Here is a 24,324-nt window from a genome sequence, read left to right as displayed (position 1 = left end):
GACCATGGTATTTTTTTCTGTTGTCATTCCGCTTTACAATAAAGCTGATTATATCGAAAACACCTTAAAAAGTGTTATTGATCAGACCTTTACTGACTATGAAATCATTATTGTTAATGATGAGTCTTCAGATGGAAGCGAAACAGTAGTAAGCAGGTTTAACGACAAAAGAATTCAAATCTTCAGTCAGAAAAACCAGGGTGTATCTGCAGCCCGGAACCTTGGAATAGAAAAATCAAAGGGAAAACTTGTTGCTTTTCTTGATGCTGATGATTACTGGTTTCCCAATCATTTACAGGAATTAGCCAATTTGTATCACCACCATCCGGATTGCGGAATTTATTGTTCCCGTTATAAAATCAGAACCTCAAAAAAACACTTTCAAATTCCCAACTATTATAAAATTGATCCTGACTTTTACGGAATCGTTGAAGATTATTTTGCTTCAAACAAACCTTTTAGAATTACCTGGACTTCGTGTCTGGCTGTTCCAAGAGAAATTTTACTTTTGCTTGGAGGATTTACTCCTGATATTACAAATGGTCAGGATTTAGAATTGTGGACAAAAATTGGAATAAAATACCCGGTTGCCATTACCAATACAATTACAGCTGTTTATAATAATGCCATTCCGGACAGTCTGTCCAAAAAAAGTATAAGCACTATGCGCCTGATGGATTTTGAGCAGTTTAGCATACAGGAACAGGAAAATGCATCCCTTAAAAAGTTTCTGGATTTATACCGAATTGAATATGGTTTCCGCTATTATGTATTTGGTTTTAAAGACAAAAGTTTATTTTATCTAAAAAATGCCGATAAACAGAATATCAATTTAAAGATTGGGTTTCTTTTAAAACTGCCGCCTTCTTATCTACGTTTTTTCCTTAAATCAAATAACTTCTTCAAAAAACTAGGTCTTAACTTTTCTGTTTACAGTTAGAATATTCTACAAATTCATCAAACTCCCTGATATAATCTTCTTCAATATATACCTCGGAAGCGACGACAAGACAGACAGAACCGGAAGAAAAATTTTGAAGCTCCCGCCAGATTCCGGGATTAATTAATAATCCTTCATAAGGTTTATTTAATGTAACAATCTGTTCTTTTTTTCCATCTTTGAGAACCACGTCAAAACTGCCGCTTAAAGCCACCAGAAACTGCTGTAGTTTTTTATGTGCATGCCCGCCGCGTTCTGCACCGCTTGGTACATCATAAAGATAATAAACCCTTTTTATATCAAAAGGAACCGTATCGTTTTCTATTACCGAAAGATTACCTCTGCGTTCTTCTATTTTAGGGATAGATATGATTTTTATATTCATTTTACTACTATATTAATTCGCATTAAATCCAGCCACTGCTTCCCTATTTTTTCAATCGAAAAGCGTTTGGCACTGTTTAAAGAATTATTTTTACAATGATTGTACAAGATACTGTCTTCAACAAATAAATTCATGCTCTCTGTAAGTGCCTTAAAATTTTGATTTTCGACCAAAAGACCATTTTCTTTATGGGCAATAATTTCACCCGGTCCCGAAACACAATCAAATGAAACAACAGGCGTTTCACATGCCAATGACTCTATCAGCGTCATACCAAATCCTTCATATTTACTGCACAAAACCATAAACAAGGCTCTTTTATAATATTTATAAGGATTGTTTTTAAAACCTAAAATATGTACTTTATCTCCAATCCCTGCCTTATCTGCCGTTTCTTTATAAAAACGATTAAGCTGTCCGTCTCCTAATAATACAAGCGAAATTCCTCTTTGGGGAAGAACAGAGTTGGCAAAAGCTTTAATTAATCTGTCAAATTGTTTCACATTATCAGCATCAAACCTTCCGGCAGCTATGATATAAGGCAGCTCAATTTCGACAGTTTCGTCTGCATTAATTTTTATTGCTTCCAAATCAACCGGATTGTAAATCAAAACGCTGTTCTGAAGCTTAAATTTTTCATCCACCAGCATTTTAATTCCGTTTGAAACACAAACAACAGCCTGTTTCCCTTTGCAGATCTGTCTGGTTAAAAATCCGGAATCAGGCAGATAGGTTTGTAAATGGGAGTTATGAACTGTGTATATTGTATTGGCCTTGTAAATAAATGCGGCTATAATATATTCCTGCAGCGGTTTTACACGATACCGGAAATCGATAACAAAATCGAACTGATTCTGCTCCAGATATTTATTAAAAAACAGCAGTAGTTTTAGTTTACCAAAAACTTTGTTTGTCTCTGTTTTCATTTTTCCAATATTCACGAGAACACCTGAATAAGGAAAAACTATATCATCAACAAAAAGAATATTATGAACCTCTATCCCCATTTTATCAAAATAGACAGATAAAGTCGACATTACTTTTTCGAGTCCTCCGCCATTTAACCGATATCCTATTAAGGCAATTTTATATTTTGGGGTTTGCATATTATTTTTGAATACCTAAATTTACAACGAAAATACAATAATTAATTGCTCGTACAGCCTTCTTCTTTATAGATGCAGCTATCCTGTAAAACCCTGTAATTATTAAAACATGAAAATTCTGCTTGTTGGTGAATACAGCCGTCTGCATAACTCCCTAAAAGAAGGATTAATCAAACAGGGACATATTGTAAAAATTGTTTCAAACAGCAACGGCTTTAGAAATTTCCCGGTAGATTACTCTGTCGATTATACTTTCTGCCGATTAAAAGTAGTGAATTACTTCAGACAGGCTATCTATAGAATAACCCAATTTGACATCGCAAATCTGGAACATGGCTTAAGATTCTATTTTTTATCAAACCGTTTTAAAGACTACGATGTTGTTCAGTTTATTAATGAGCGCCCTATAAAAACAACTAAAAAGTTTGAGCTCTTTCTGATTCGAAGAATTTTCAAAAACAATAAAAAAGTCTTTGTACTGTCCTGCGGGGTAGATTATCTGACTTTACAATTTGATTTATCCAATAAAGATAAAAAATCTCTTATTCAGCCTTATCTGCAAAATCCGGCACTTCACAGATACTATGAATATATTCCGGAATATTTAACTCCTGATTATAAAAAAATACATGATTTTGTTTTTAAAAACTGCAATGGAATAATTGTTACGGATTTAGATTATATTGAAGCAAACAAATTGCATCCTAAATTTAAAAAACTGATTCCGTATCCCATAAATCATGATACTTTACTTTTTGAAGAACTGGTTATTGAAAATAAGATCGTTATTTTTTTAGGAATTAACCAATACTCGTATTATCAAAAAGGAATCGATTATTTTGAAACCGCTCTGAATAAGATCAAACTAAAATATCCTGACAAAGTAGAAATTATCAAGTCTCAAAATGTTCCTTATGCTCAATATATAAACTCCTATAATAAGTGCCATATTCTGCTTGATCAGGCCTTTACGTATGATCAGGGATACAACGCCCTCGAAGCTATGGCAAAAGGAAAAACAGTATTTACAGGAGCCGAAGCGGAATTTACAGAATACTATAAATTAAAGGAAAGAGTCTGTATAAATGCAATTCCCGATGTTGATTATCTGGTAAATGAATTATCTTTTTTAATTGAAAACCCTGCAGAAATTGCGGTAATTGGTAAACGGGCAAGGGCTTTTATAGAAAAAGAACACAGTTATCTAAAAATCGCTCACGAATATGCTGCTGTCTGGAATAAAAATTAAAAGAGTTACTATATCACTATCCTTTTAGAAAACTGTCAAACCTACTTTTATATCTCAATAGTTCTTCTCTTTTTCCCAGATACAGAATTAAAAACGGAATCTCAAAAACAAATCCCGGACTTCTTTTAGTTCTTTTAATTTTAAAAACCAGCAGGTAAATCCATAAGTCAGAAGCCCAAAAAAAACGCCCAGAAACAACTGAAAGATTATATCGCTGATGAAACTGGTAATTATAAATACAACGACTGCCATTACTGCTGCTGCCACAAAAACAGGCAGCATATCTTTTAATTGACTAAGAGCACCGTAACCATAAAATTTTCCAGGCAGATAGGCATTTATAACAAACGATACCGCTGACGTAACTACATGACCAATTATGACCGCTTTTACCCCTAACGAAATGGTAATGAGCAATGCTGCTATGGTTAAAGGCAGTTTAGACAAATCAACTTTTAAAAACAAATCAGAACGGCCAATGGCATTTAACAAATTCATATTAATGACACTCATAGGAAGAAAAATACGCGCAAAAACCATCCATTGTAAAAGCGGAATTAGAGAAATCCATTTTTCTGTGAAAAGCAGTATAACAATAGGTTTGGCCAGTAACGCAATTAGTGTCATAATGGGAATAATGAGAAAAGCAGACATACGAATCATACGACTGTAAATAGAAACTAATCTTTCTCTGTCATTTTGAACTGTAGTCAGAACAGGAAATGTTGCCTGCTGGATAATACTAACAATTGTTCCTGCTGATAAATCGGCAAAACTTTTAGCTCTGGTGTAATAACCTAATGATGCTGTTGGATAAAATTTCCCTAAACAAATATTATACACATTATTCAACAATTGGGCATACAAACCCGCCGCCAATAATCTGGATCCATATTTAAACAAAGAGTCAAACGATTTTCGTGAAAATGAAAATGAGGGAACCCAGCTGCTTAAAAACCACAAAGAAACGGATGAAGCTAATGCACCTGTGAGGCTTTGAATCACTAATGCCCAAACTCCATATCCGTTTAAGGCGGCTATAACACCAAATACTCCTCCTGTAAATACAGCTGTCACATTGCTTTTAGCAATCGATTTGAAATCAACAGCAATTGCTAATTTGGTTTTCTGTACTATGGATGCAGCACTCAAAAACAGGCTTATGCCTAATACGCGCAGCAAACTTGTTAATTCCGGCTGATTAAAAAAAACAGAGATAAATGGTGCCGTAAAAAATAACATTACGTAAAAAAGACCACTTACCACTAAGTTAAATACAAATACCGTCGAAAAATCAAGATCTGTCCTGTCCTGCCGCTGAATTAATCCTGTCCCCAGGCCGCTTTCAATAAAAGTCTGCGACAAAGCGATAAAAACAGCCAGCATTCCTATTAACCCAAAATCCTCCGGCAGCAGAATCCGGGCAAGAACAACACTCACAATAAATTGCCCTGCCTGACCGGCAAATTTATCAACTGCCGACCAAAAGACTCCTTTTACCGCTATTGATTTAAGGGAAGTATTCTGCATTTTTTTACTGCTTTAGAGTCTTACATCTATTACTTGTCCTGTATAACCCGACAATAAAGTCTGAATACAGCGCAAAGCAACAGTCTCCGGTTTTAATAAAGTATCTTCAGGTTCATTACCAAAATTTTTTATCCGCATTGGAGTCAGCGTACGTTCCGGATTGATGCAATTTATTTTTATATCCAATGTTTCCCATTCTTGCGAAACGGCCTGAACAAAATTAACCGCTGCCGCTTTACCTGAAGAATAAATACTATAAAATGCCCTGCCTCTTGTATAGGAACTTGAAGTAAAAAACAAAATATGTCCTTTTGATTTTTTTAAATAAGGAAGTGAAGCCAGAGCCACATTTACCATTCCTGTATAATTAACATTTATGGAATGTAAAATATCCTCGTATTTTGTGGTCTCCAGCGGTTCTTTAAACAATACTCCTGCTGTATTGATAACAAAATCAATTTTATGTTCTGACTGATATACTTTTTCTAAAGCATCCTGAACATCCTGAATATTTGAAATATCGATATTGTTTTCACTTCTGGAAAAACTGTGAACCCGAATTCCGTTTAACCTTCCCAAATCCACAATACTTTTTCCTATTCCGTAAGAACCTCCAAAAACAACCAAAACCTTGTCCGACAAATCTTCTTGTTTTAGTACAATATTCTGAATTTCAACAGAACGTAACTGAAACAATTTATCCAGTAAATAAGTATCTTCGGGATAGGTGAGTTTCATATTCACTTCTTCTCCCTTTACAACATAAATGGCCTCTTCAGGCAGATACTTCTTTACAACTCCGCAATCATCTGTTACTTTAAAATTTTTATCTTCTAAGGCCAGCGCATAGGCTTTGGCAATAATCTCCTGTTTGAATCCCTGCGGTGTCTGCCCTCTTCGCATTTTTATCCGCTCCGGAATTTCTTTTATAATATCATTTTCAACTGCTATAATAGTATCTGCCGAATTGATCGCAACATCCACCGCATTATAGTGAGTCATTGCTTTTACCACATCATTAATAATCCGCTGACTCACCAAAGGCCGTGCGGCATCATGAAAAATTAAGTTTGCCTCTTTTGATTCCTCATAAGCTTTAACCGCTGCATAACTGGACTGATAGCGTTCTTCTCCTCCAATTAAGACCTTTTTTACCTTCTTCCATCCGTTTTTAATAATCATATCCTCAATCATAAAAAGGTAATGACTGTTAATCACAATAGCAATTTCATCAATGAATTCATTTTTCTCGAAGGCATCAACAGCATGCTCAATAACCATCTTTCCGGCAACTTTAAAAAATTGTTTAGGCAGCGATTTTTCTAATCGTATTCCTGTACCTCCTGCTAATATGACAGCTATGTTCATGTATTGTTTTTATTGATTCAAAATTATTCAAAAATCTGATTTTCCAGATAATTCATAATGTTTTCAGATGCCGTTAAATGGTTCTTTTGTATTAAATTATTCGCTGCAAAACTATTTCGTTCTTCCCGCATCCGGTCGTTTCCTTTAAGTACAACGTTCTCAATAAAATCTGTTACTTCTTTTTCAGTTCTTGACTGATAATGTACTGCAGCAGCTTTTTCTCCAAACGCACTCCATTCTTTCATAACCGCCTCATCTCTTACCATAAAAAGAGCAGGTTTTCCTGTAATAAGATATTCTGCCATAAACGAACCGCAGTCATGAATAAGGGCATCTGAGGTTAAAAACAAATCCGTATAGTCTGAATTTTCGTATTGGCCGTTTTCCAAATCACTCCACTTATCATAATAAAGTGCTGTTCTTTCTTTTCCCCATTCTGCCTCTTTTTCTAATTTACTTCTTAAGAAGGGATGCGGTTTAAAAGCGATCTGTAATTGATTCTTATAAGTCTCAGCCAACTTTAAAAAAACATCAAAATATTCTAAAAAATTAGATACTTTATTAAGTTCATGCATGGAATGGTGAGGGGCCCAGATTATTCTCTTTAAGGCTGGATTTTTATTTTTCCAAACCTCACTATCAGGCTTTTTAGTAATTAAAAGCCGGTCAAATCCCGGATATCCTGTTACCACATTATTCCTGCCTTTGTTCCTTTGTTTTTCTTCCGCAATTTTTTTATGAATAGGTGTTTCCGAAAAAATTCGCCAGACCAGATTGTGAAAATTCAAATTGTAAAACGCCTCATAATTTGTGGTCATAACCGCATAAGGTACGTAACAGGTCAGCGTTTTTGAGAACTCCTTAATGTAATAGCGATGATCCTGCAGGCCTTCGTATGGGTTGGTAAAAAAAACAATGTCCGGGGTAAAAGTTTTTTTTACATCCAGAAATTCCCCTGTTATAGCATTGTAGGTTTTAATTACATCATAACCTCTTTTTTGAAATGCTTCAAAAGACTTATTCATCTCAAAAAGCATGTTTTCTTTCCCTAAATTTACAGCCGGACAGACAAAAATTACAGGTTCAAATCTGGGATGAGACAGCATTAAATCAAATAACACGTCATACTTCCAAACCGATTCATGAATTAAAAAAAAAGCAGCTTTTACCTTTTCTTTTTTTCTGACCATTTCAAGGGCTTTCTGATGGATTTTAGGTGCTCTATTAATTTGATATCCATCATACAGGGCACGGAGATTTGTAAAATTATAAAACCTTATAAGTGAAATCCACAGGATTTCCGGAACGATTCTTTTTAAAGCTGATTTTAATCTTGCCATTGTAATTCCTCAAAATTAATATCGGTTTAAAACCTCAACAATATAATCAATTTCTGCATTTTCTAAAACCGGACTCATCGGCAGGCTCAAAACTTCATTGTGAATCTGCTCTGTAACAGGAAATGACAAACTATTCCATTCAGGAAACGCTTTTTGTTTATGCGGCGGAACAGGATAATGAATAACCGTTTGGATATTATTTTCAGTTAAATACTGCTGTAAATGATCCCTGTTTTTAGTTCGAATAACAAACAGATGGAAAACATGGTTATCAGAAGAATCCCAGAAAGGAAGTTCAATCTTCTCATTTTTAATTTCCGACAAATAACGTTTCGCAATTGCTCTTCTTTTTTTATTATCAGCATCCAGATTGGGCAGTTTCAAATTTAAAAAAGCAGCCTGTAATTCGTCTAATCTGGAATTTACGCCACTATATTCATTATGGTATTTTTTGTCTGAACCATAGTTCCGCAGAGAATACAGCACTTTTGCCAATTCGGAATCATTAGTCGTAACAGCCCCTCCATCGCCCAGACAGCCCAGATTTTTACCGGGATAAAAACTATAAGCAGCCGCTGATGATATATTTTTCCGGGATTTGGAACCCGGAGTTTGGGATTGATCATTTGTCAATGCTCCGTGCGATTGTGCTGCGTCTTCTATTACAACCAGATTATGAGCTGCCGCTATTTCGTGTATTTTATCCATTTCGGCGAGTTGTCCGTATAAATGAACCGCTAAAACAGCTTTTGTTCTGGATGTGATTTTTTCGGGAATTGAATCGGGATTGATGTTATAGGTTTGTAATTTTGGTTCTGCCAAAACCGGAATCAAACCGGCTTGTAAAATGGCCAGAATACTCGCAATAAAAGTATTCGCAGGCACAATAACCTCATCTCCTTTTTTAAGTTTTCCGAGTTCGATATACCCTTTAAAAATTAAAACCAGAGCATCCAAACCATTGCCGACTCCAATACTATAATCAGCCTGGCAATACTCTGCGAAAGCCTTTTCAAAAGTTTCCACTTCTTTTCCCAAAATATACCAGCCGTTGTCTAAAACCATTTTCAGTTTTTCCTGAAAGGCGGTTTCGTACGGTTGGTTTATTTTTTTTAGATCAAGAAATGAAATCATTGCTTTTGGTTTTTAGACAAAAATACCATTTAACTTACTATAATTAGAAGTTTCCACTTCATAAAAGTCATGCACCACTGTACTGGCCCCAAAACTTTCCTTCCAGTACGTCAGCCCTTGGTTGATGCTTCTGCCCTGACTTTCATTTGAAATTCCAAAATCAAAAAACCTTTTGCTGCTGAACCTTTTATGAATTAAGAAATCAAACAAAAAGTCCAGACCTCCCCAATTTTCCTTTTCAGGATTTCTGGAAATATACTGACAATGTGCTGTGGTTTCGGTCTCAAAAATAGTAGTTCCCCCTACAATTTCATCTTCATAATAAACATTAAACTGATGAATGTTCTCCGGAAAAAGAGATCGCAGATGGTTCATTTCTTCTATCGAATGAACTGGTTTTGCCTGATGTCTTTTCTCTAAATTCGGAATCAGGATTTCATTCCAGAACAATTCAAAATTGGCTTCTTCTTTAATGACAAGTTGGTTTGAAATTGCTTTTTTTACGGCTCTTTTTCTAATTTTTGAAACTGATTTTTCCCGAGATAAATCGATAACCGAAAGCGAATCCCTTCGAATTAGTTTTGCATCTGCCAGAAATAAAGCATACAAAATTTCTTCGGATGGTTTATGATGATAAATTGACGGAATGGTTTTGAAATATAATTTTTTCAAATCGTTCTTATTCAAAAATACTAAGAGCTCCTTAAAAATTTCAATTACCGCAACCTGCCTGGTTTCTTCTTTATAAATCAAACCGCCGTAAGTTAATCCCTGATGTGAATAAACTGTGTTTCCCTGTTTATTGGCAGGCAGAACCGCCCGCAGTTTTTCGTCTTCAAAAATTAAAAGTGAAAAATCTTCAAAACGGTCTTTATGATATTCCATAAAATCACGATGAAATAAAAACGTTGCATTTTTGGCCTGCCCAATAAAGTCATTCCAAATTTTGTAATCGTTTTGATCGTATTTTTTTACAGTAAAGCTTTTCATTTTCTGCCGCAGATTTTTATCGCTTCAATGATTGTCAAAAATCTTTTTAATCCCTTTAATCTGTGATTAATATATTTATCTAAATTCTATTTATGTTCAAAAGCCCGCAAGTACCATTTGTATTTCACGGCAAGTAAACGGATCGAGATTATAACCACAGAGGTTACAAGGTACAATACATCATCTTCCATGTTTAATTTCTTCAGTCCAAAAAATAAGATCCCGCCAAAAATGCAGATCGTGGCGTAGATTTCTTTTCTGAAAATGGTTGGGATTTCATTACACAATATATCCCGGATGACTCCTCCAAAACAAGCTGTCATAGTTCCTAAGGCGACACAGATTACAGGGTGAAGTCCGGTTAAAATCCCTCTTTCAAGGCCAATTAAAGTAAAAACACCAAGTCCGATAGTATCAAAAAGAAACAGGGAAGTTCTTAATTTGTCAAATTTCTTTCTGAAAATAATGGCCAGAAAAAAACCTAAAATAATGACATACACATACTGCAGATTCATCATCCAGCCTACCGGAGTACGACCAATTAAAACATCGCGGAGCGTACCGCCGCCCACTGCCGTCACAAAAGCAATGATAAAAACCCCAAACGGATCCAGCTTTTTATGCATTGCCGTTAAGGCTCCTGACATGGCAAATGCCATTGTACCAATAATATCTAATAAGTGAAACATTTATTTTTTGAGGTTCAAAAGTTCAAATCAGCAAAGTTATCTGTTTTAAAACCCTACATATTCTGGGTGTAAAAATTATAGTCTTTTAGAACGACCCTTATAAAATCACTATTGTTTCCGGACTGGTTTTTAATTCCGGTAACACTTTCTATTTTAGCTACTAACTTATAAATGATTTCATGATCATTTTTTCGCATCGCATTTTGATACGTTTCCTTAATAATCCTCATATCGTTATCGGACAATTTGATCACCAGAGGATAAGTCGGAACATACGATTCGCCAATATCTTCGAGAATAGTATGGCTGATATTAATCTTATTTTTTAACGTAATAACAGCTGTTCCGGCTGCCATATCACCCAGTCGCTGCGATTTTTTACTGGAAGCCACAGCAATAAGCCCGATGATACCGTTAAACAGACTAAAATCTATAATCCTGAAAAACCATCGAATTAAATAATCGCCAAAACCTGCCTGATAACCATCTATTTTGACCACTTTTATTTTCACCAGTTTCTTTCCAAAAGACTGGCCTTCAAATATACTTTCCAGAGTTATGGAGTAAATTATCAGCGGAAAAAACAATATAAGGATTACCGTTCCTCTCGACCAGGTGTCCATATTCACCATCATCCGGTCAATATCGATCCAGTAAAAAAACACCCAAACAATAACAAATATATACGATAGTTTTATTGCCAGATCAATAAAATAAGCACCTAGTCGTTCGCCCACAGAAGCAGCAATAAAATTTATTTTAACATTTTGCGTCGTGTTAATAGATAATTCTGACATATTTCATATTTTAGCCCTCAATGAGAGAAGTTGCCTTTATAAAACAAAATAAACAAAAATGGCTGGAATTTGAGCTAGCTATTTTCGGTAAAGCTAAGAAAAATCCTGACGAATTAGCTAATTTGTACATTCAATTAATGAATGACCTTTCGTATGCTCAAACGTATTACCCTAAAAGTAAGACGGTTGTATACTTAAATCATCTGGCTTCGCAGATTTATCAAAAAATTTACAAAACCAAAAGAACTGAAAAAAACAGAATAGCTGAATTTTTCAGAACGGAAGTTCCGCTGCTTTTATACCAGTATAAAAGATACCTTCTATATTCTTTCGTGCTTTTTTTTGTAACAGTAGCTATTGGTGTTGTTTCCGCTCGTTACGATCAAAATTTTACCCGTCTGATTTTAAGTGACGAATACGTCAATATGACTCTGGAAAACATCAAAAAAGGAAACCCTATGGCTGTTTACGGCTCGGGTTCAAACTGGGGCAGTTTTGTAGGTATTACGGTAAACAACCTGTATGTGGGGGCAAAATGTTATATGTATGGAATATTTGCCGGATTTGGCACCTTTTTAGTAGCCATGTATAATGGTATAATGCTGGGATCATTTCAGTATTTTTTCTATGAACACGGCGTGTTTTGGCAGAGTGTACGCGGGATCTGGATTCACGGCTCTATGGAAATTTTTGCCATTGTGATTGAAACAGCTGCCGGACTTATACTGGGCGCTTCTATCCTGTTTCCTAAAACTTTTTCAAGAATCAATTCTTTTAAAATTGGTTTTAAAAACAGTTTTAAAATCTTCTTAAGCACCTTTCCTTTTACGATCAGTGCCGGATTTCTGGAAGGTTTTATTACCAGATATTCTGTCGATATGCCCAACTGGCTAAGCAGTTTTATAATATTGTTAACTTTAGGAATCATTTCCTTTTATTATCTGGTTTATCCTTTTATTGTACACCGAAAAATTCAGAAAATCTAAGCCCAACCGAATTAATTCAACCAGTAATGAATAGATTGTCATTTATTTTAGCGTTTCTTTTTTTCTGCACTATTTCCATTGCGCAGGATTCTTTGCCCACCGAAGATCCTCCCAAAATTTCTTTGGTAAAATATACTGAAAAAGACATACAGATTGATTCCGATTCAGTTACCTCCAAAACTTTTGCAAAGGATTATCAGAAAAAATATAACGATTCTGATTTTGTTTATGAACATAAAGCTCCTGAAAAAAGTCTTTGGGACCGCATTAAAAGCTGGTTTGCCGGTATTTTAAGACGCTTGTTCTCAATAGGTACAACAGAAACTTCGTTAAACATTGTGACTATAATCGTAAGGATTGTAGTTGTGCTGGTCATTGTTCTGGTTATTTATATGATTGTAAAAGCCATAATCAACAAAGAAGGACAGTGGATTTTTGGTAAAAATGCCCATAAAAGAACGATTCACTATTCTGATATTGAAAAAAACATCCACCTGCTGGATTTTGAAAAATTAATCAAAGAAAGCCTTGAAGCCGGAGAAAAACGTACTGTAATCCGATACTATTACCTTTGGCTTTTAAAAATGATGGCTCAGAATAATTATATTGAATGGGATATCGAAAAAACAAATTCAGATTATCTGTACGAACTTCAAAAACCAGCTCACAGAGAAGAGTTTACCTATTTGTCTTACCTGTATAATTATATCTGGTACGGCGAATTTGAGATCGATGAAACTACTTTCAGCAAGACTCAGAACCGATTTAAGAATGCTATAAAAACCTTTAGTTAATGAATAAGAATATCAAAATATACATTGGTGTACTGGTTTTTATTTTCGTCCTGATTCTGGTTTCAGACCGCAATAAACCAAAACCGGTTGACTGGCGCCCTACTTATTCTGTCAATGACAAGATTCCTTTTGGCTTATATGTTTTTGATCATGAAATTGCCGGTATCTTTAAAAAGCAGAAAGTCGAAAGAATTTCTACCATAACACCATACGAATTCCTGGATTCAAAATACGATAGTGATTCCTTAGCAGAAAACTACACCGTAAAAGGAACATTTATCAATATTTCTCCTAAAAATAACATTGATGACCAGTCAATGAAAGAGATTATGTATTTTGTATCACACGGAAATAATGCTTTTTTAAGCATGAACAATTTCCCGGGGCTTTTACTGGACAGTTTAAAAGTGGAATACAACTCTAATTTCCGTCCAACGGCTGATGCAGTTGTCTGGCTGGCCAATAAAAACCTGGGTCGGAAAACATACAAATCAACTGGTGATATTGCCGATTATTTCTCGAGAATAGATACGCTTAATACAACCGTTTTGGGGTATCAGGGAAATCCAAAAGGCGAAAAAAATATCAATTTTATAAAGGTTCCCTATAAAAACGGATATTTCTTTCTGCACCTCTACCCTGTGGCATTTACCAATTATAATCTGTTAAAAAAGGACCGTTACCAATACACCGAAAACCTGTTGTCCTATATTCCGAAAGGGGATATTTTCTGGTATACCAAACTGCAGAATGATGAGAGTATTTCCTCATCGCCGCTGCGTTATATTTTAAGCCAGCCGGCCCTGGAATGGGCTTTATACCTTTCTTTAATTGGTATCCTGATCTTTATTGTATTTAATGCGAAGCGAAAACAGCGAATTGTGCCTATTATTCAGCCATTGTCCAATTTAACGATCGATTTCACGAAAACCATTGGAAATTTATATTATCAGGAAGGTGACCATCAGAATATAATTGATAAAAAAATCATTTATTTCTTAGAACGAATCCGTACAGAATATTTAATTGACACCACAAAGCTGGATGAAGAATTCATCAAAAAACTGCAGCATAAAACCGGCAAAGACGAAAAAGACATACAGGAACTTGTCTTTTTAATTAATGAACGCCGAAACAGCTATCATGCCGGAATCGAAGAAGATCTGATCCGGATTAACAATGCCATAGAAAAGATTTTACACTAAAAAAAATATATAAAAACACAATTAGAAAAACAGAGTCAGCATGGACGATAATACAACACCAGAAACAGAAATCACAAACGAAAATGTGAATTTTGAAACTAGAATCAACCTAACTCCGCTTTTAGATCATGTAAATACGATCAAAAAAGAAATTGAAACCGTAATTGTCGGACAGCAAAAAATGGTCGATCAGCTTTTGGTTGCTATTTTGTCAAACGGACACGTATTGCTCGAAGGGGTTCCCGGAGTTGCCAAAACAATAACCGCAAAACTACTGGCCAAAACGCTGCATATTGGTTTCAGCCGAATCCAGTTTACGCCGGATTTAATGCCCTCAGATATTTTAGGAACCTCTGTTTTTAATCTGAAAAATTCTGAATTTGAATTTAAAAAAGGCCCTATTTTCTCTAATCTGATTTTAATTGATGAGATTAACCGTGCTCCGGCTAAAACCCAGGCTGCCCTTTTTGAAGTTATGGAAGAACGTCAGATTACTATTGACGGATCTGCCTATAAACTAGACGCTCCGTTTTTGGTTATTGCTACGCAAAACCCTATTGAGCAGGAAGGAACGTATCGTTTGCCAGAGGCGCAATTAGACCGTTTTCTGTTTAAAATCACCATCGATTACCCAAAACTAAATGAAGAAATCCTGATTATCCAAAGAGAACATTTGTTACAGGATCATGGCAAATTAGAAGCCATCAAAACTATTCTTTCTTCAGCAGAAATAAACCAGTATCAGGGGTTGATCAAACAGATCAGAGTAGAGCAGAACTTATTAGAATATATCGCCCGAATCGTAATCAATACAAGAGAAAATGCCTTTTTATATTTAGGAGCTTCTCCCCGCGCTTCTATTGCGATTCTGAATGCTTCAAAAGGTTTCGCCGCCATTCGCGGACGCGATTTTGTTACACCGGAAGATATTAAAGAAGCTGCCATTCCGGTTTTACAACACCGTGTGATTGTAACTCCCGAACGCGAAATGGAAGGACTTACCAGCTCTGAAATTATCAAACAAATCATTGAAACTGTAGAAATTCCGAGATAGTTATCAGTATTCAGTCTCAGTGTTCAGTCACAGTTTTAATTTATTAATCAGCACTCAGTACTGTGACTAAAAACTGAAAACTGCGACTGAATATAAGGTTTTGATTTTGATACCTGCACTAAAATTTATTAGTAAAATATAAAAATAAGAAAACTTGAAATTGCTAAAAAGTCTATATCTCAATAATTTCTTTTTCTATGTGCTTCTGGGCATTATAGGATTATTTGTCTGCGCCTTTGTTTTTCCGGTTCTGTATAATGCCGTCTGGTTTCTTATTTTAATTCTATGCACCTTTTTAGGTCTCGATATCCTTATTCTGTATGTTTCGAAAAACGGTATTGAAGCCCAAAGAATCACGCCCGAAAAACTTTCAAACGGAGATCTGAATCCTGTAAACATTCAGATCAAGAATTTTTATACTTTTCCGATTTTAATAAAAATAATTGACGAGATTCCGTTTCAGTTTCAGGTTCGGGATTTTAAAATGGTAAAAAACGTAAAAGCTTCCGAACAAAAAGAATTTGGCTACGACCTGCGTCCAACGGAAAGAGGCGAATATCATTTTGGAAGTTTAAATATGTATGTTTCTTCTCCGTTACGGCTTATTTCAAGACGGTTTACTTTTGGACAGGACCAGATGGTTCCTACTTACCCTTCCTATATTCAGCTCAGAAAATACGATTTACTGGCTTTTTCAAATAATCTGTATCAATACGGAATTAAGAAAATTCGCCGAATTGGCCATACCATGGAATTTGAGCAAATCAAAGAATATGTGCAGGGCGATGACCTTCGCACCCTGAACTGGAAAGCCACAGCCAAAAAAAATGCGCTGATGGTCAATCAGTTTCAGGACGAAAAATCACAGTCGGTTTATATGGCTATCGACAAAGGACGTGTTATGCAGATGCCTTTTGACGGATTGAGCTTACTGGATTATGCTATCAATTCCACTTTGGTTTTGTCAAATGTCATTTTGAAAAAACAGGATAAAGCCGGGCTTTTTGCTTTCTCCAAAAAAGTAGAAAATCGTGTTTTTGCAGAAAGAAGAGGTTCACAGATGCAGAAAATCCTGGAAACTTTGTACAATATCAAAACCGATTTTTTTGAAAGTGACTACAGCAGATTGTATGCCGATATCAAAAAAAACATCAACCAGAGAAGTTTGATTATCCTGTATACCAATTTTGAAACCATGGACGGCCTAAACAGACAGTTACCGTATTTAAAAGGAATTGCAAAAAGCCATTTACTGGTGGTGGTTTTCTTTCAGAATACCGAACTAAACAGTATCATCAATCAAAAAACCAATACGATTCAGGAAGTGTACGATAAAGTAATCGCCGAAAAATTTATGTTCGAAAAACGTTTAATCGTTAATGAACTAAAGAAATACGGAATACATTCTGTTTTAACGCAGCCGGAAAATCTTACTTTGGATGCCATTAATAAATATCTGGAAATTAAAGCAAGAGGGATTTTGTAAAACATTTATTTCCTGCATCAATCAAAAATCATCAATCAAAAATGAAACAAACCTTTACGGCCGTTTTCTTACTTTTTACGGTAACTTTTTTTGGGCAAATCCCAAATACCTTAACCCCAAGCGATAAAGTTTACGGACTTTCAAAATTCTGGCAGGAAGTCAATTACAACTTTGTTTATCTTGACAAAGTCGACAGAACGATCTGGGATAATCGATACAAAGAACTTATTACTGTTGTTCAAAATACTGCCAACGATTATGAATACTATCGTGAACTTGAAAAATTTTGTGCTTTATTAAAAGACGGACATACCAATATTTATTATCCAAAAAGTATTGAACCTATGACTGCAATGTTTGGTGACTACAAAATTTTCATCAAAAACATTGAAAACAAAGCCATAATCGTTCGAACAAATCTTAGCAAAAAAGATGAAATTCCGGCTGGAAGTGAAATCATTGAAGTTAATGGCAAACCCACTCAAAAGTTTATTGATGAGAATGTTTCTCCCTACATCTCCTCATCTACAGATTATATACTGCAAGACAGAAGTATTTCGAACTTATTAAAAGGCCTTGAAGGCGAAACTTTTACAGTTAAAATAAAAAAGCCAAACAAAAAAATAATTGAACTGGCATTAACGCATAAAAAAACGGAGGAAAAAGAAGTTTTTCCCGCCGAAGCTGAGAAAAAACTTTTCGATTTTAAATGGGTAAATAAAGAAACTGCTTATATTTCGCTAAATTCATTCAGTGATGAAAAAATAGATAGTTTGTTTGTTACTAAACTTCCCGAATTATACAAAGCCAAATCATTAATAGTCGATTTACGCAATAATGGCGGCGGCAGTACAAACGTTGGAACAGAGATATTACAATACCTTACAAACGATACTATTCTTTATGGATCACGGCTAAAAACCAGAGACCATCTTCCTGTTTACAAAGCATGGGGAAAATATATAGATGCTAAGGATACTATAAACGTTCCGTGGAAGAAAAAAGCCTATTTGTCTTATCATGATCAATTCTATTTTGATTTAGAATACAATCCAACCACAATTCAATTAAATGCCAGAAGAATTGTAGTTCCAACCGTAATTTTAGTGAGTCATAACACAGCTTCTGCAGCAGAAGATTTCTTAATTTTTGCCGATAATCAAAAACACATGATTAAAATGGGCGAAAAATCATTTGGAAGCACAGGACAGCCCTTTTTGTTTGATTTGCCCGGAGGCGGATATGCCAGAGTCTGCACTAAAAAAGATACTTATCCGGACGGAAGGGAATTTGTAGGCTACGGGATAAAACCAGACATAGAAATCATACCTGCTCTGGATGACTATTTAAAAAATAAAGACAGGACACTCGAAGAAGCAGTTAAATACTTAAAAACAAAAAATAATTAACTTTCAGCAAAACTAATAAGAGTAAAAATTATTCATTTCTTAAAACTAATTAACTATCAAAAAGGATTTTAATAAATAACTTTAGATTTTTTAATTTTTAAGATAAAAAAATGAAGAGACTATTTTTAACGCTGCTGCTTTTGATCAGTTTTTTAACTTCAGCACAAAAAACTGAAAACATTATTATCATTACTACTGACGGTTTTAGATGGCAGGAAGTTTTTAAGGGATTAGATCCGGCAATTGCCAATGATAAAAAATTCAATCAGGGAGACAGCATCTATATCTATAAAAAATATTCAGGCGAAAATCCCGAAGTATCACGTCAAAAAATAATGCCTTTTTTCTGGTCGGAGATCGTTACAAAAGGGCAGATTTACGGCAATCGTGATTTAGGAAACAAAGTCGATACTGCTAATCCGTATTGGTTTAGTTATCCGGGTTACAGTGAAATCATGACCGGAAACGTAGATCTTCAGGTAAACTCAAATGGCTACAAACCCAATCCAAACGTAAATGTTTTAGAATTTCTAAACCAACAGTCAAAACTAAAAGGTAAAACCGCAGCATTTGGTGCCTGGGATGCTTTTGACCGAATTCTAAACGAAGAAAGAAGCGGTTTTCCGGTAATTTCTGCTTTTGATAAAGTCGGCGGAAACAAACCTACGGCTGCTCAACAATTATTAAATGAAATGCGTGACAATTCGTTCAAACCTTTTCATATGGATGAATGTCTGGATGTTTTCACACATTATCAGGCATTAGATGAACTCAAAAACAAAAAGCCCAAAGTACTGTATATCGCTTATGGAGAAACCGACGAATGGGCGCATCATGCACAATACCGCTCGTATCTGGACGCTGCAAACCAGGTAGATAAATGGATTCAGGAAATCTGGAATTTTGTTCAAAATGACCCGCAGTATAAAAACAAAACCACTCTTTTTATAACCACAGACCACGGACGAGGCGATAAAATAAAAGCAAAATGGACAGATCACGGAGCTGATGTAGAAGGAGCTTCACAAATCTGGTTCGCTGCCATGGGACCTGAAATCGCCCCAAAAGGAGAAATCAAAACAGTATCACAATTCTATCAAAAGCAGTTTGCGCAGACTTTAGCCAAACTGATGGGATATGATTTCAAAACCAATCATCCCGTTGAAACTGAGATTAAAGAAGTTTTTGAGAAATAATTTTTTAATCTTTACGCCGTGAATTACAAATATTTTCATGAAGATAGGATTAGTATAATTTGCGGCAAAGAAACTTTCTTGTTGTACCTGCAGGGTTTTAAAAAAATTGCAGGAAGAAAAAAACTCTGTACCTTTGCAGCTTTGCAACTTTGAGCCTTAAAAAAATGAAACAAATCACTTCCGTTCAGAATCCGTTTATAAAATCACTGGTCTTGTTACAGGAAAAAGCCAAAGCCAGAAAACAAACCGGAACATTTTTGATTGAAGGACAACGTGAAATTTCATTGGCCATAAAAGGGGGTTACGAAATAGAAACGGTTTTATTTTTACCTGAATTAGTCACTGAAAACGAAATCAGCAAACTAATTCAAAACTCATTTCAGCTGATTGAAATCAATAGAGAAGTCTATCAAAAACTGGCTTATCGCGATACTACTGAAGGTATTCTGGCCGTAGCCAAAACCAAATCTTTAAAATTATCGGACTTAAAATTATCGGATAATCCATTAATTCTGGTTGTTGAATCTTTAGAAAAACCGGGAAATATTGGAGCCGTTTTACGTACTGCAGATGCTGCCAATCTGGACGCTGTTTTAATCGCCAATCCAAAAAGTGATTTATACAATCCAAATATTGTGCGTTCCAGCGTTGGATGTCTTTTTACTAATCAGATTGCAACCGGAACAACAGAAGAAATTATTGCCTTTTTAAAAGAAAAAAAGATTAATTTCTACAGTGCTACTTTACAAAATTCAACTTCCTACCATACCCAAAACTTTACCACTCCAACCGCTTTGGTGGTAGGTACAGAAGCTACTGGTTTAACACAGCAATGGCGTGACGAAGCTTCACAGAATATCATTATCCCTATGCAGGGCGAAATTGACAGCATGAATGTTTCTGTCGCTGCTGCTATTTTAATTTTTGAAGCGAAAAGACAGCGCGGTTTTTAGTTAAAAATCCTCATTTTATTCCGTAAAGAATTAAAAAAAAATAATACTTTAGGACACTAATTTACTATTGTAATTCTTTTCTAATTTTTATCTAAATGAAATTATTTGACAGACTTTCTGCCGTTTTTGGAAAAACTCCTTATGCTTCTATTGTTGAAGTACATGTGGCAAAATTAAACGATGACGAAAAAAAATTTCCGTTAATTGTATTAAAAGCTAAAGATTACCCGGAATTACTAAGAGCATTCATCTCAGAGGATCAAAATCAAAATGATTCTACCTCAATACTTCAATACTTAAAAATTACTAATTCTGTACTGCTTACATTAGTAGCAAAAAACAAAAAGATTATAATAGAATTTAATCTTAATGATGTTTTGGCTCATAGTGCCCTATTTGGAATGTATACTTCCGGAAAAATTGGAATTCAGGAAATCAATAGCGATACAAACTGTTCTTTTATTTTAGAAGCAGCACTAAACAATTTTGAATACAACTGGATTAATAAAATTCAGCCTATACTATTTAGAGAGACATTTAAGCTTGCCAGCCGGGATAATGAAACACTCAATAAACTTTCGGAAGAACAAATTGACAGTTTAAAAGACAGAATGCCTGAAGCTTATTTAGAAACATTAGGTTCAATTCAGGCAAAATGGCAATAAACGCCTTTTTAACTGAAATTAAATATCAAAAATCATAAAAAACACTCTAATTTCTCATAAAAAACAGGTCTTGTAAAAACGTTTGCTCTTTCAGCAGAAAATGATTTAAATTTAATTCATAATTGGAGTTGTTTTTTTGCGTATCTCAGCACTAATATGTATTTTTAGTACTTGAACTATGCCGTTATGACAGAAATAGATATTGAAAAAGAGAACAAAGCTATTGCGCAGGAATACAAGGAATTACTTCGAATAAGTTACCAGACTTTAAGCCCAACTGACAAAAAATTAATTCGGAAAGCATTTGATGTTGCTGTTGATGCACACAAAGAACAGAGACGTAAGTCTGGAGAAGCTTATATTTTTCATCCTATTGCAGTGGCAAAAATTGTTGCTTCAGAAATTGGTCTGGGAGCGACCTCTATCGCTGCGGCTTTACTGCACGATGTTGTAGAAGATACTCCCATTACGGTTGAAGACATTGAACGCTTATTTAATCCAAAAGTAGCACAATTAGTAGAAGGCCTTACGAAAATCTCTTTAGTTCAAAAAGACTTAAATGCTTCAATGCAGGCAGAGAATTTCAGAAAGATGATTCTGACCCTGAATGATGACGTACGGGTAATTTTGATCAAACTTGCCGATCGTCTTCATAACATGCAGACTATGGATTCGATGGCAGAATACAAACAAACCAAAATTGCTTCTGAAACTTTATACATTTATGCGCCTCTTGCTCACCGTTTGGGACTTTACAATATCAAAACCAAACTGGAAGATTTGGGCTTAAAATATACCGAACCTGCCGTTTACGATGATATCGTAAGCAAAATCAGGGAAACCAAAGAACAGCAGGATGCTTACATCAAAGATATTTCAGATGTTCTGAAAAAATCTTTAGACGCTGAAAATATTGACTACATCATAAAAGGACGTCCAAAATCTATTTATTCGATTCGTCGTAAAATGCGGGCACAAAACGTAAGCTTTGATGAAGTCTACGACAAATTTGCACTTCGGATTGTGTATAAATCAGATCCGCATGACGAAAAATTCATTGCCTGGAAAATATATTCTATCGTAACCGATCATTACAGACCGAGCCCGAGCCGTTTACGTGACTGGATTTCATCTCCAAAATCAACTGGTTATGAAGCCCTTCACATTACTGTTATGGGACCAAAAGGGCGCTGGGTCGAAGTTCAGGTTCGAAGCGAACGTATGGACGAAATTGCTGAAAAAGGATATGCCGCACATTACAAATATAAAAATGGAGCCAGTGAAGAAAGCGGCCTAGATACGTGGCTGAACCTGCTTCGTGAAGCTCTTGAAAATCCGGAAACCAATGCCGTAGATTTTGTTGAAGATTTCAAAATGAATTTATATTCTAAAGAAATCTTTGTCTTTACGCCAAAAGGAGAAATCAAATCACTGCCAAAAGGAGCCACTTCGCTTGATTTTGCCTTCAGTATCCACTCCGAAATTGGAATCAAAACCAGAGGAACCCGTGTCAACGGACGTTTAGTTCCTTTAAACCACGAATTAAAAAGCGGTGATCAGGTTGAAATAATTACGTCTCCAAACCAAAAACCAACAGTAAACTGGCTGGACTATGTAACCACTTCAAGAGCAAAAAATAAGATTAAAAACGTTCTTAACGAGAACACTAAAAAAATTGGCGAGGAAGGAAAAGAATTACTTACCCGTAAATTAAAACATTTAAAAATCACGCTTAACGAACAGGTTACAAACGAATTAGTTAATTTCTTCAAGTTAAAAACCAGTTTAGACTTATTTTACCGTGTTGGAATCGGTGCTATCGAAAACCAGCAGTTAAAAGATTATGCGGCACAGAAAAGCAATTCGTTTATTAATTTCTTCAAAAATAAAATTAAACGAAATAAAGACACCGCAGCCGAAGATATTCACAAACCCGTTATCAGCAGTAATTATGATATGCTGGTTTTTGGAACAGAGCATGACAAACTGGATTACAAACTTTCGCAGTGCTGTAACCCGATTCCGGGTGATGATGTGTTTGGTTTTGTAACCATTAATGAAGGTATTAAGGTACATAAAAAAGATTGTCCTAACGCCATCGGGATGCAGTCCAACTATGCCTACCGAATCATGAGCGCCAAATGGATCGATTCTTCACAGGAAGAATTCAAGGCCATTATCAATATTACAGGAATGGATGTTTTAGGACTTACCAATCAATTAACCCGTGTTATTTCCAACAATATGAGCGTTAATATCCAGAGTATTTCTTTGAGTACTGATGCGGGAATTTTTCACGGACAGATTGCAGTGATCGTTCAAAACAATACTATTTTAAAGAAAATGATCAACGCCATTAAGAAAATTGACGGTGTTGATAAAGTTACAAGAGAGTACAGAACCTAACTTTTTAGGGAAACTATAAGAATTTTGTAACGAAACTTTAAACCCGAAACTTTTATTCATTAAAAATAAAAAATTATCTTTGCCGGATATGACACTTATTTCAACTGACAACACTAAGAATCAAGAAATTGTAAAAAATGTTTTTACACTGTATCTTGAACAAAAAGGGCATCGCAAAACTCCTGAGCGTTATGCTATACTTCAGGAAATTTACGATAGCGAGGAGCATTTTGACATAGAAAACCTATACATCAAAATGAAAAACAAAAACTATCGTGTGAGCAGGGCTACGCTTTACAACACGATTGAGTTATTGTTAGACTGCGCATTGGTTAGAAAACATCAATTTGGACAAAATCAGGCTTATTACGAAAAATCTTATTTCGATAAACAACACGATCACATTATCATGACAGATTCAGGAGAAGTGATTGAATTTTGTGACCCAAGAATTCAGACCATCAAAAAAACAATCGAAGAAATATTTGATATTGAAATCACCAATCACTCACTTTATTTCTACGGAAACAAAAAACAAAAATAATAGTCTGAACATTTAGACATTTCAAAAAATTAAAAAAGAAAATTAACTACATAATCAGTGGGATAAATTGAATTGTCCCAACGCAAATTAAAAACAGA

22 protein-coding genes are annotated in these 24,324 nt (G+C 35.1%); 13 read left to right on the top strand and 9 right to left on the bottom strand.

All coding sequences use genetic code 11. From position 1 onward, the window contains the following. Positions 1 to 4: 4 nt before the first annotated feature. Positions 5 to 940 (top strand): glycosyltransferase family 2 protein, encoded by a 936-nt coding sequence (locus ACODST_RS16515; protein ID WP_488933205.1) that lies wholly within the window; start codon positions 5 to 7, stop codon positions 938 to 940. Here ACODST_RS16515 and ACODST_RS16510 read toward each other — a convergent pair. Beyond that, positions 918 to 1,325, bottom strand: coding sequence for a sugar 3,4-ketoisomerase (locus tag ACODST_RS16510; RefSeq protein WP_488933204.1), 408 nt, complete (start codon positions 1,323 to 1,325; stop codon positions 918 to 920). The genes ACODST_RS16515 and ACODST_RS16510 overlap by 23 nt on opposite strands. Further along, complete coding sequence (locus ACODST_RS16505; RefSeq protein WP_488933203.1) at positions 1,322 to 2,431, bottom strand: glycosyltransferase; 1,110 nt, start codon at positions 2,429 to 2,431, stop codon at positions 1,322 to 1,324. Before ACODST_RS16505 ends, ACODST_RS16510 begins: the two co-directional genes overlap by 4 nt. A 109-nt stretch (positions 2,432 to 2,540) precedes the next feature. On the opposite strand from ACODST_RS16505, the gene ACODST_RS16500 reads away from it, so the two are divergent. Continuing rightward, complete coding sequence (locus tag ACODST_RS16500) at positions 2,541 to 3,680, top strand: glycosyltransferase (protein ID WP_488933202.1); 1,140 nt, start codon at positions 2,541 to 2,543, stop codon at positions 3,678 to 3,680. A gap of 87 nt (positions 3,681 to 3,767) precedes the next feature. Here ACODST_RS16500 and ACODST_RS16495 read toward each other — a convergent pair whose 3' ends face one another. From ACODST_RS16495 to ACODST_RS16465, 7 genes are all read right to left on the bottom strand, one after another. Continuing rightward, positions 3,768 to 5,210, bottom strand: coding sequence for a lipopolysaccharide biosynthesis protein (locus ACODST_RS16495; protein WP_488933201.1), 1,443 nt, complete (start codon positions 5,208 to 5,210; stop codon positions 3,768 to 3,770). Positions 5,211 to 5,222: 12 nt separating this feature from the next. After that, on the bottom strand, positions 5,223 to 6,578 hold the full coding sequence (locus ACODST_RS16490; RefSeq protein WP_488933200.1) for a bifunctional cytidylyltransferase/SDR family oxidoreductase: 1,356 nt from the start codon (positions 6,576 to 6,578) through the stop codon (positions 5,223 to 5,225). Between the two features lie 23 nt (positions 6,579 to 6,601). Further along, entirely contained in the window at positions 6,602 to 7,918 is a 1,317-nt protein-coding gene (locus ACODST_RS16485) for a CDP-glycerol glycerophosphotransferase family protein (protein ID WP_488933199.1), read from the bottom strand. A 15-nt stretch (positions 7,919 to 7,933) separates the two neighbouring features. After that, positions 7,934 to 9,052: a DegT/DnrJ/EryC1/StrS family aminotransferase gene (locus ACODST_RS16480; RefSeq protein WP_488933198.1), complete on the bottom strand. Its 1,119-nt coding sequence runs from the start codon at positions 9,050 to 9,052 to the stop codon at positions 7,934 to 7,936. A gap of 12 nt (positions 9,053 to 9,064) precedes the next feature. After that, entirely contained in the window at positions 9,065 to 10,042 is a 978-nt protein-coding gene (locus ACODST_RS16475) for a GNAT family N-acetyltransferase (protein WP_488933197.1), read from the bottom strand. 86 nt (positions 10,043 to 10,128) lie between these two features. Further along, entirely contained in the window at positions 10,129 to 10,731 is a 603-nt protein-coding gene (locus tag ACODST_RS16470; RefSeq protein ID WP_488933196.1) for a trimeric intracellular cation channel family protein, read from the bottom strand. A 53-nt stretch (positions 10,732 to 10,784) separates the two neighbouring features. After that, a complete protein-coding gene (locus ACODST_RS16465; protein ID WP_488933195.1) occupies positions 10,785 to 11,528 on the bottom strand; it encodes an RDD family protein in 744 nt (247 codons plus the stop codon). A gap of 20 nt (positions 11,529 to 11,548) precedes the next feature. Between ACODST_RS16465 and ACODST_RS16460 the strand changes: the two genes are divergently transcribed. From ACODST_RS16460 to ACODST_RS16410, 11 genes are all read left to right on the top strand, one after another. Beyond that, positions 11,549 to 12,514 carry a stage II sporulation protein M gene (locus ACODST_RS16460; RefSeq protein WP_488933194.1) on the top strand — a complete coding sequence of 322 codons (966 nt, stop codon included), beginning with the start codon at positions 11,549 to 11,551 and terminating at the stop codon, positions 12,512 to 12,514. 26 nt (positions 12,515 to 12,540) lie between these two features. Then, the gene (locus ACODST_RS16455; RefSeq protein ID WP_488933193.1) at positions 12,541 to 13,308 is read left to right on the top strand and encodes a DUF4129 domain-containing protein; all 768 of its coding nucleotides are present in this window, start codon (positions 12,541 to 12,543) and stop codon (positions 13,306 to 13,308) included. Continuing rightward, positions 13,308 to 14,513, top strand: coding sequence for a DUF4350 domain-containing protein (locus ACODST_RS16450; protein WP_488933192.1), 1,206 nt, complete (start codon positions 13,308 to 13,310; stop codon positions 14,511 to 14,513). The genes ACODST_RS16455 and ACODST_RS16450 overlap by 1 nt, the downstream gene beginning before the upstream one ends. 40 nt (positions 14,514 to 14,553) lie before the next feature. Next, complete coding sequence (locus ACODST_RS16445; protein WP_488933191.1) at positions 14,554 to 15,567, top strand: AAA family ATPase; 1,014 nt, start codon at positions 14,554 to 14,556, stop codon at positions 15,565 to 15,567. 154 nt (positions 15,568 to 15,721) lie between these two features. Then, the gene (locus ACODST_RS16440) at positions 15,722 to 17,053 is read left to right on the top strand and encodes a DUF58 domain-containing protein (protein ID WP_488933190.1); all 1,332 of its coding nucleotides are present in this window, start codon (positions 15,722 to 15,724) and stop codon (positions 17,051 to 17,053) included. 41 nt (positions 17,054 to 17,094) lie between these two features. After that, a complete protein-coding gene (locus tag ACODST_RS16435) occupies positions 17,095 to 18,462 on the top strand; it encodes a S41 family peptidase (RefSeq protein ID WP_488933189.1) in 1,368 nt (455 codons plus the stop codon). Between the two features lie 110 nt (positions 18,463 to 18,572). After that, positions 18,573 to 19,658, top strand: a complete 1,086-nt coding sequence (locus ACODST_RS16430) for a sulfatase-like hydrolase/transferase (protein ID WP_488933188.1) — start codon at positions 18,573 to 18,575, stop codon at positions 19,656 to 19,658. Between the two features lie 164 nt (positions 19,659 to 19,822). Continuing rightward, the gene (locus ACODST_RS16425; RefSeq protein ID WP_488933187.1) at positions 19,823 to 20,611 is read left to right on the top strand and encodes a TrmH family RNA methyltransferase; all 789 of its coding nucleotides are present in this window, start codon (positions 19,823 to 19,825) and stop codon (positions 20,609 to 20,611) included. A gap of 95 nt (positions 20,612 to 20,706) precedes the next feature. Next, positions 20,707 to 21,276, top strand: a complete 570-nt coding sequence (locus tag ACODST_RS16420; protein ID WP_488933186.1) for a hypothetical protein — start codon at positions 20,707 to 20,709, stop codon at positions 21,274 to 21,276. A gap of 186 nt (positions 21,277 to 21,462) precedes the next feature. After that, positions 21,463 to 23,682 (top strand): RelA/SpoT family protein, encoded by a 2,220-nt coding sequence (locus ACODST_RS16415; protein ID WP_488933185.1) that lies wholly within the window; start codon positions 21,463 to 21,465, stop codon positions 23,680 to 23,682. Between the two features lie 88 nt (positions 23,683 to 23,770). Continuing rightward, positions 23,771 to 24,226, top strand: a complete 456-nt coding sequence (locus tag ACODST_RS16410) for a Fur family transcriptional regulator (protein WP_488933184.1) — start codon at positions 23,771 to 23,773, stop codon at positions 24,224 to 24,226. The last annotated feature ends 98 nt before the right edge of the window (positions 24,227 to 24,324 follow it).

This window comes from Flavobacterium sp. FG19 (assembly GCF_057809475.1).
This window is presented reverse-complemented; position numbering and strand designations above follow the sequence as displayed.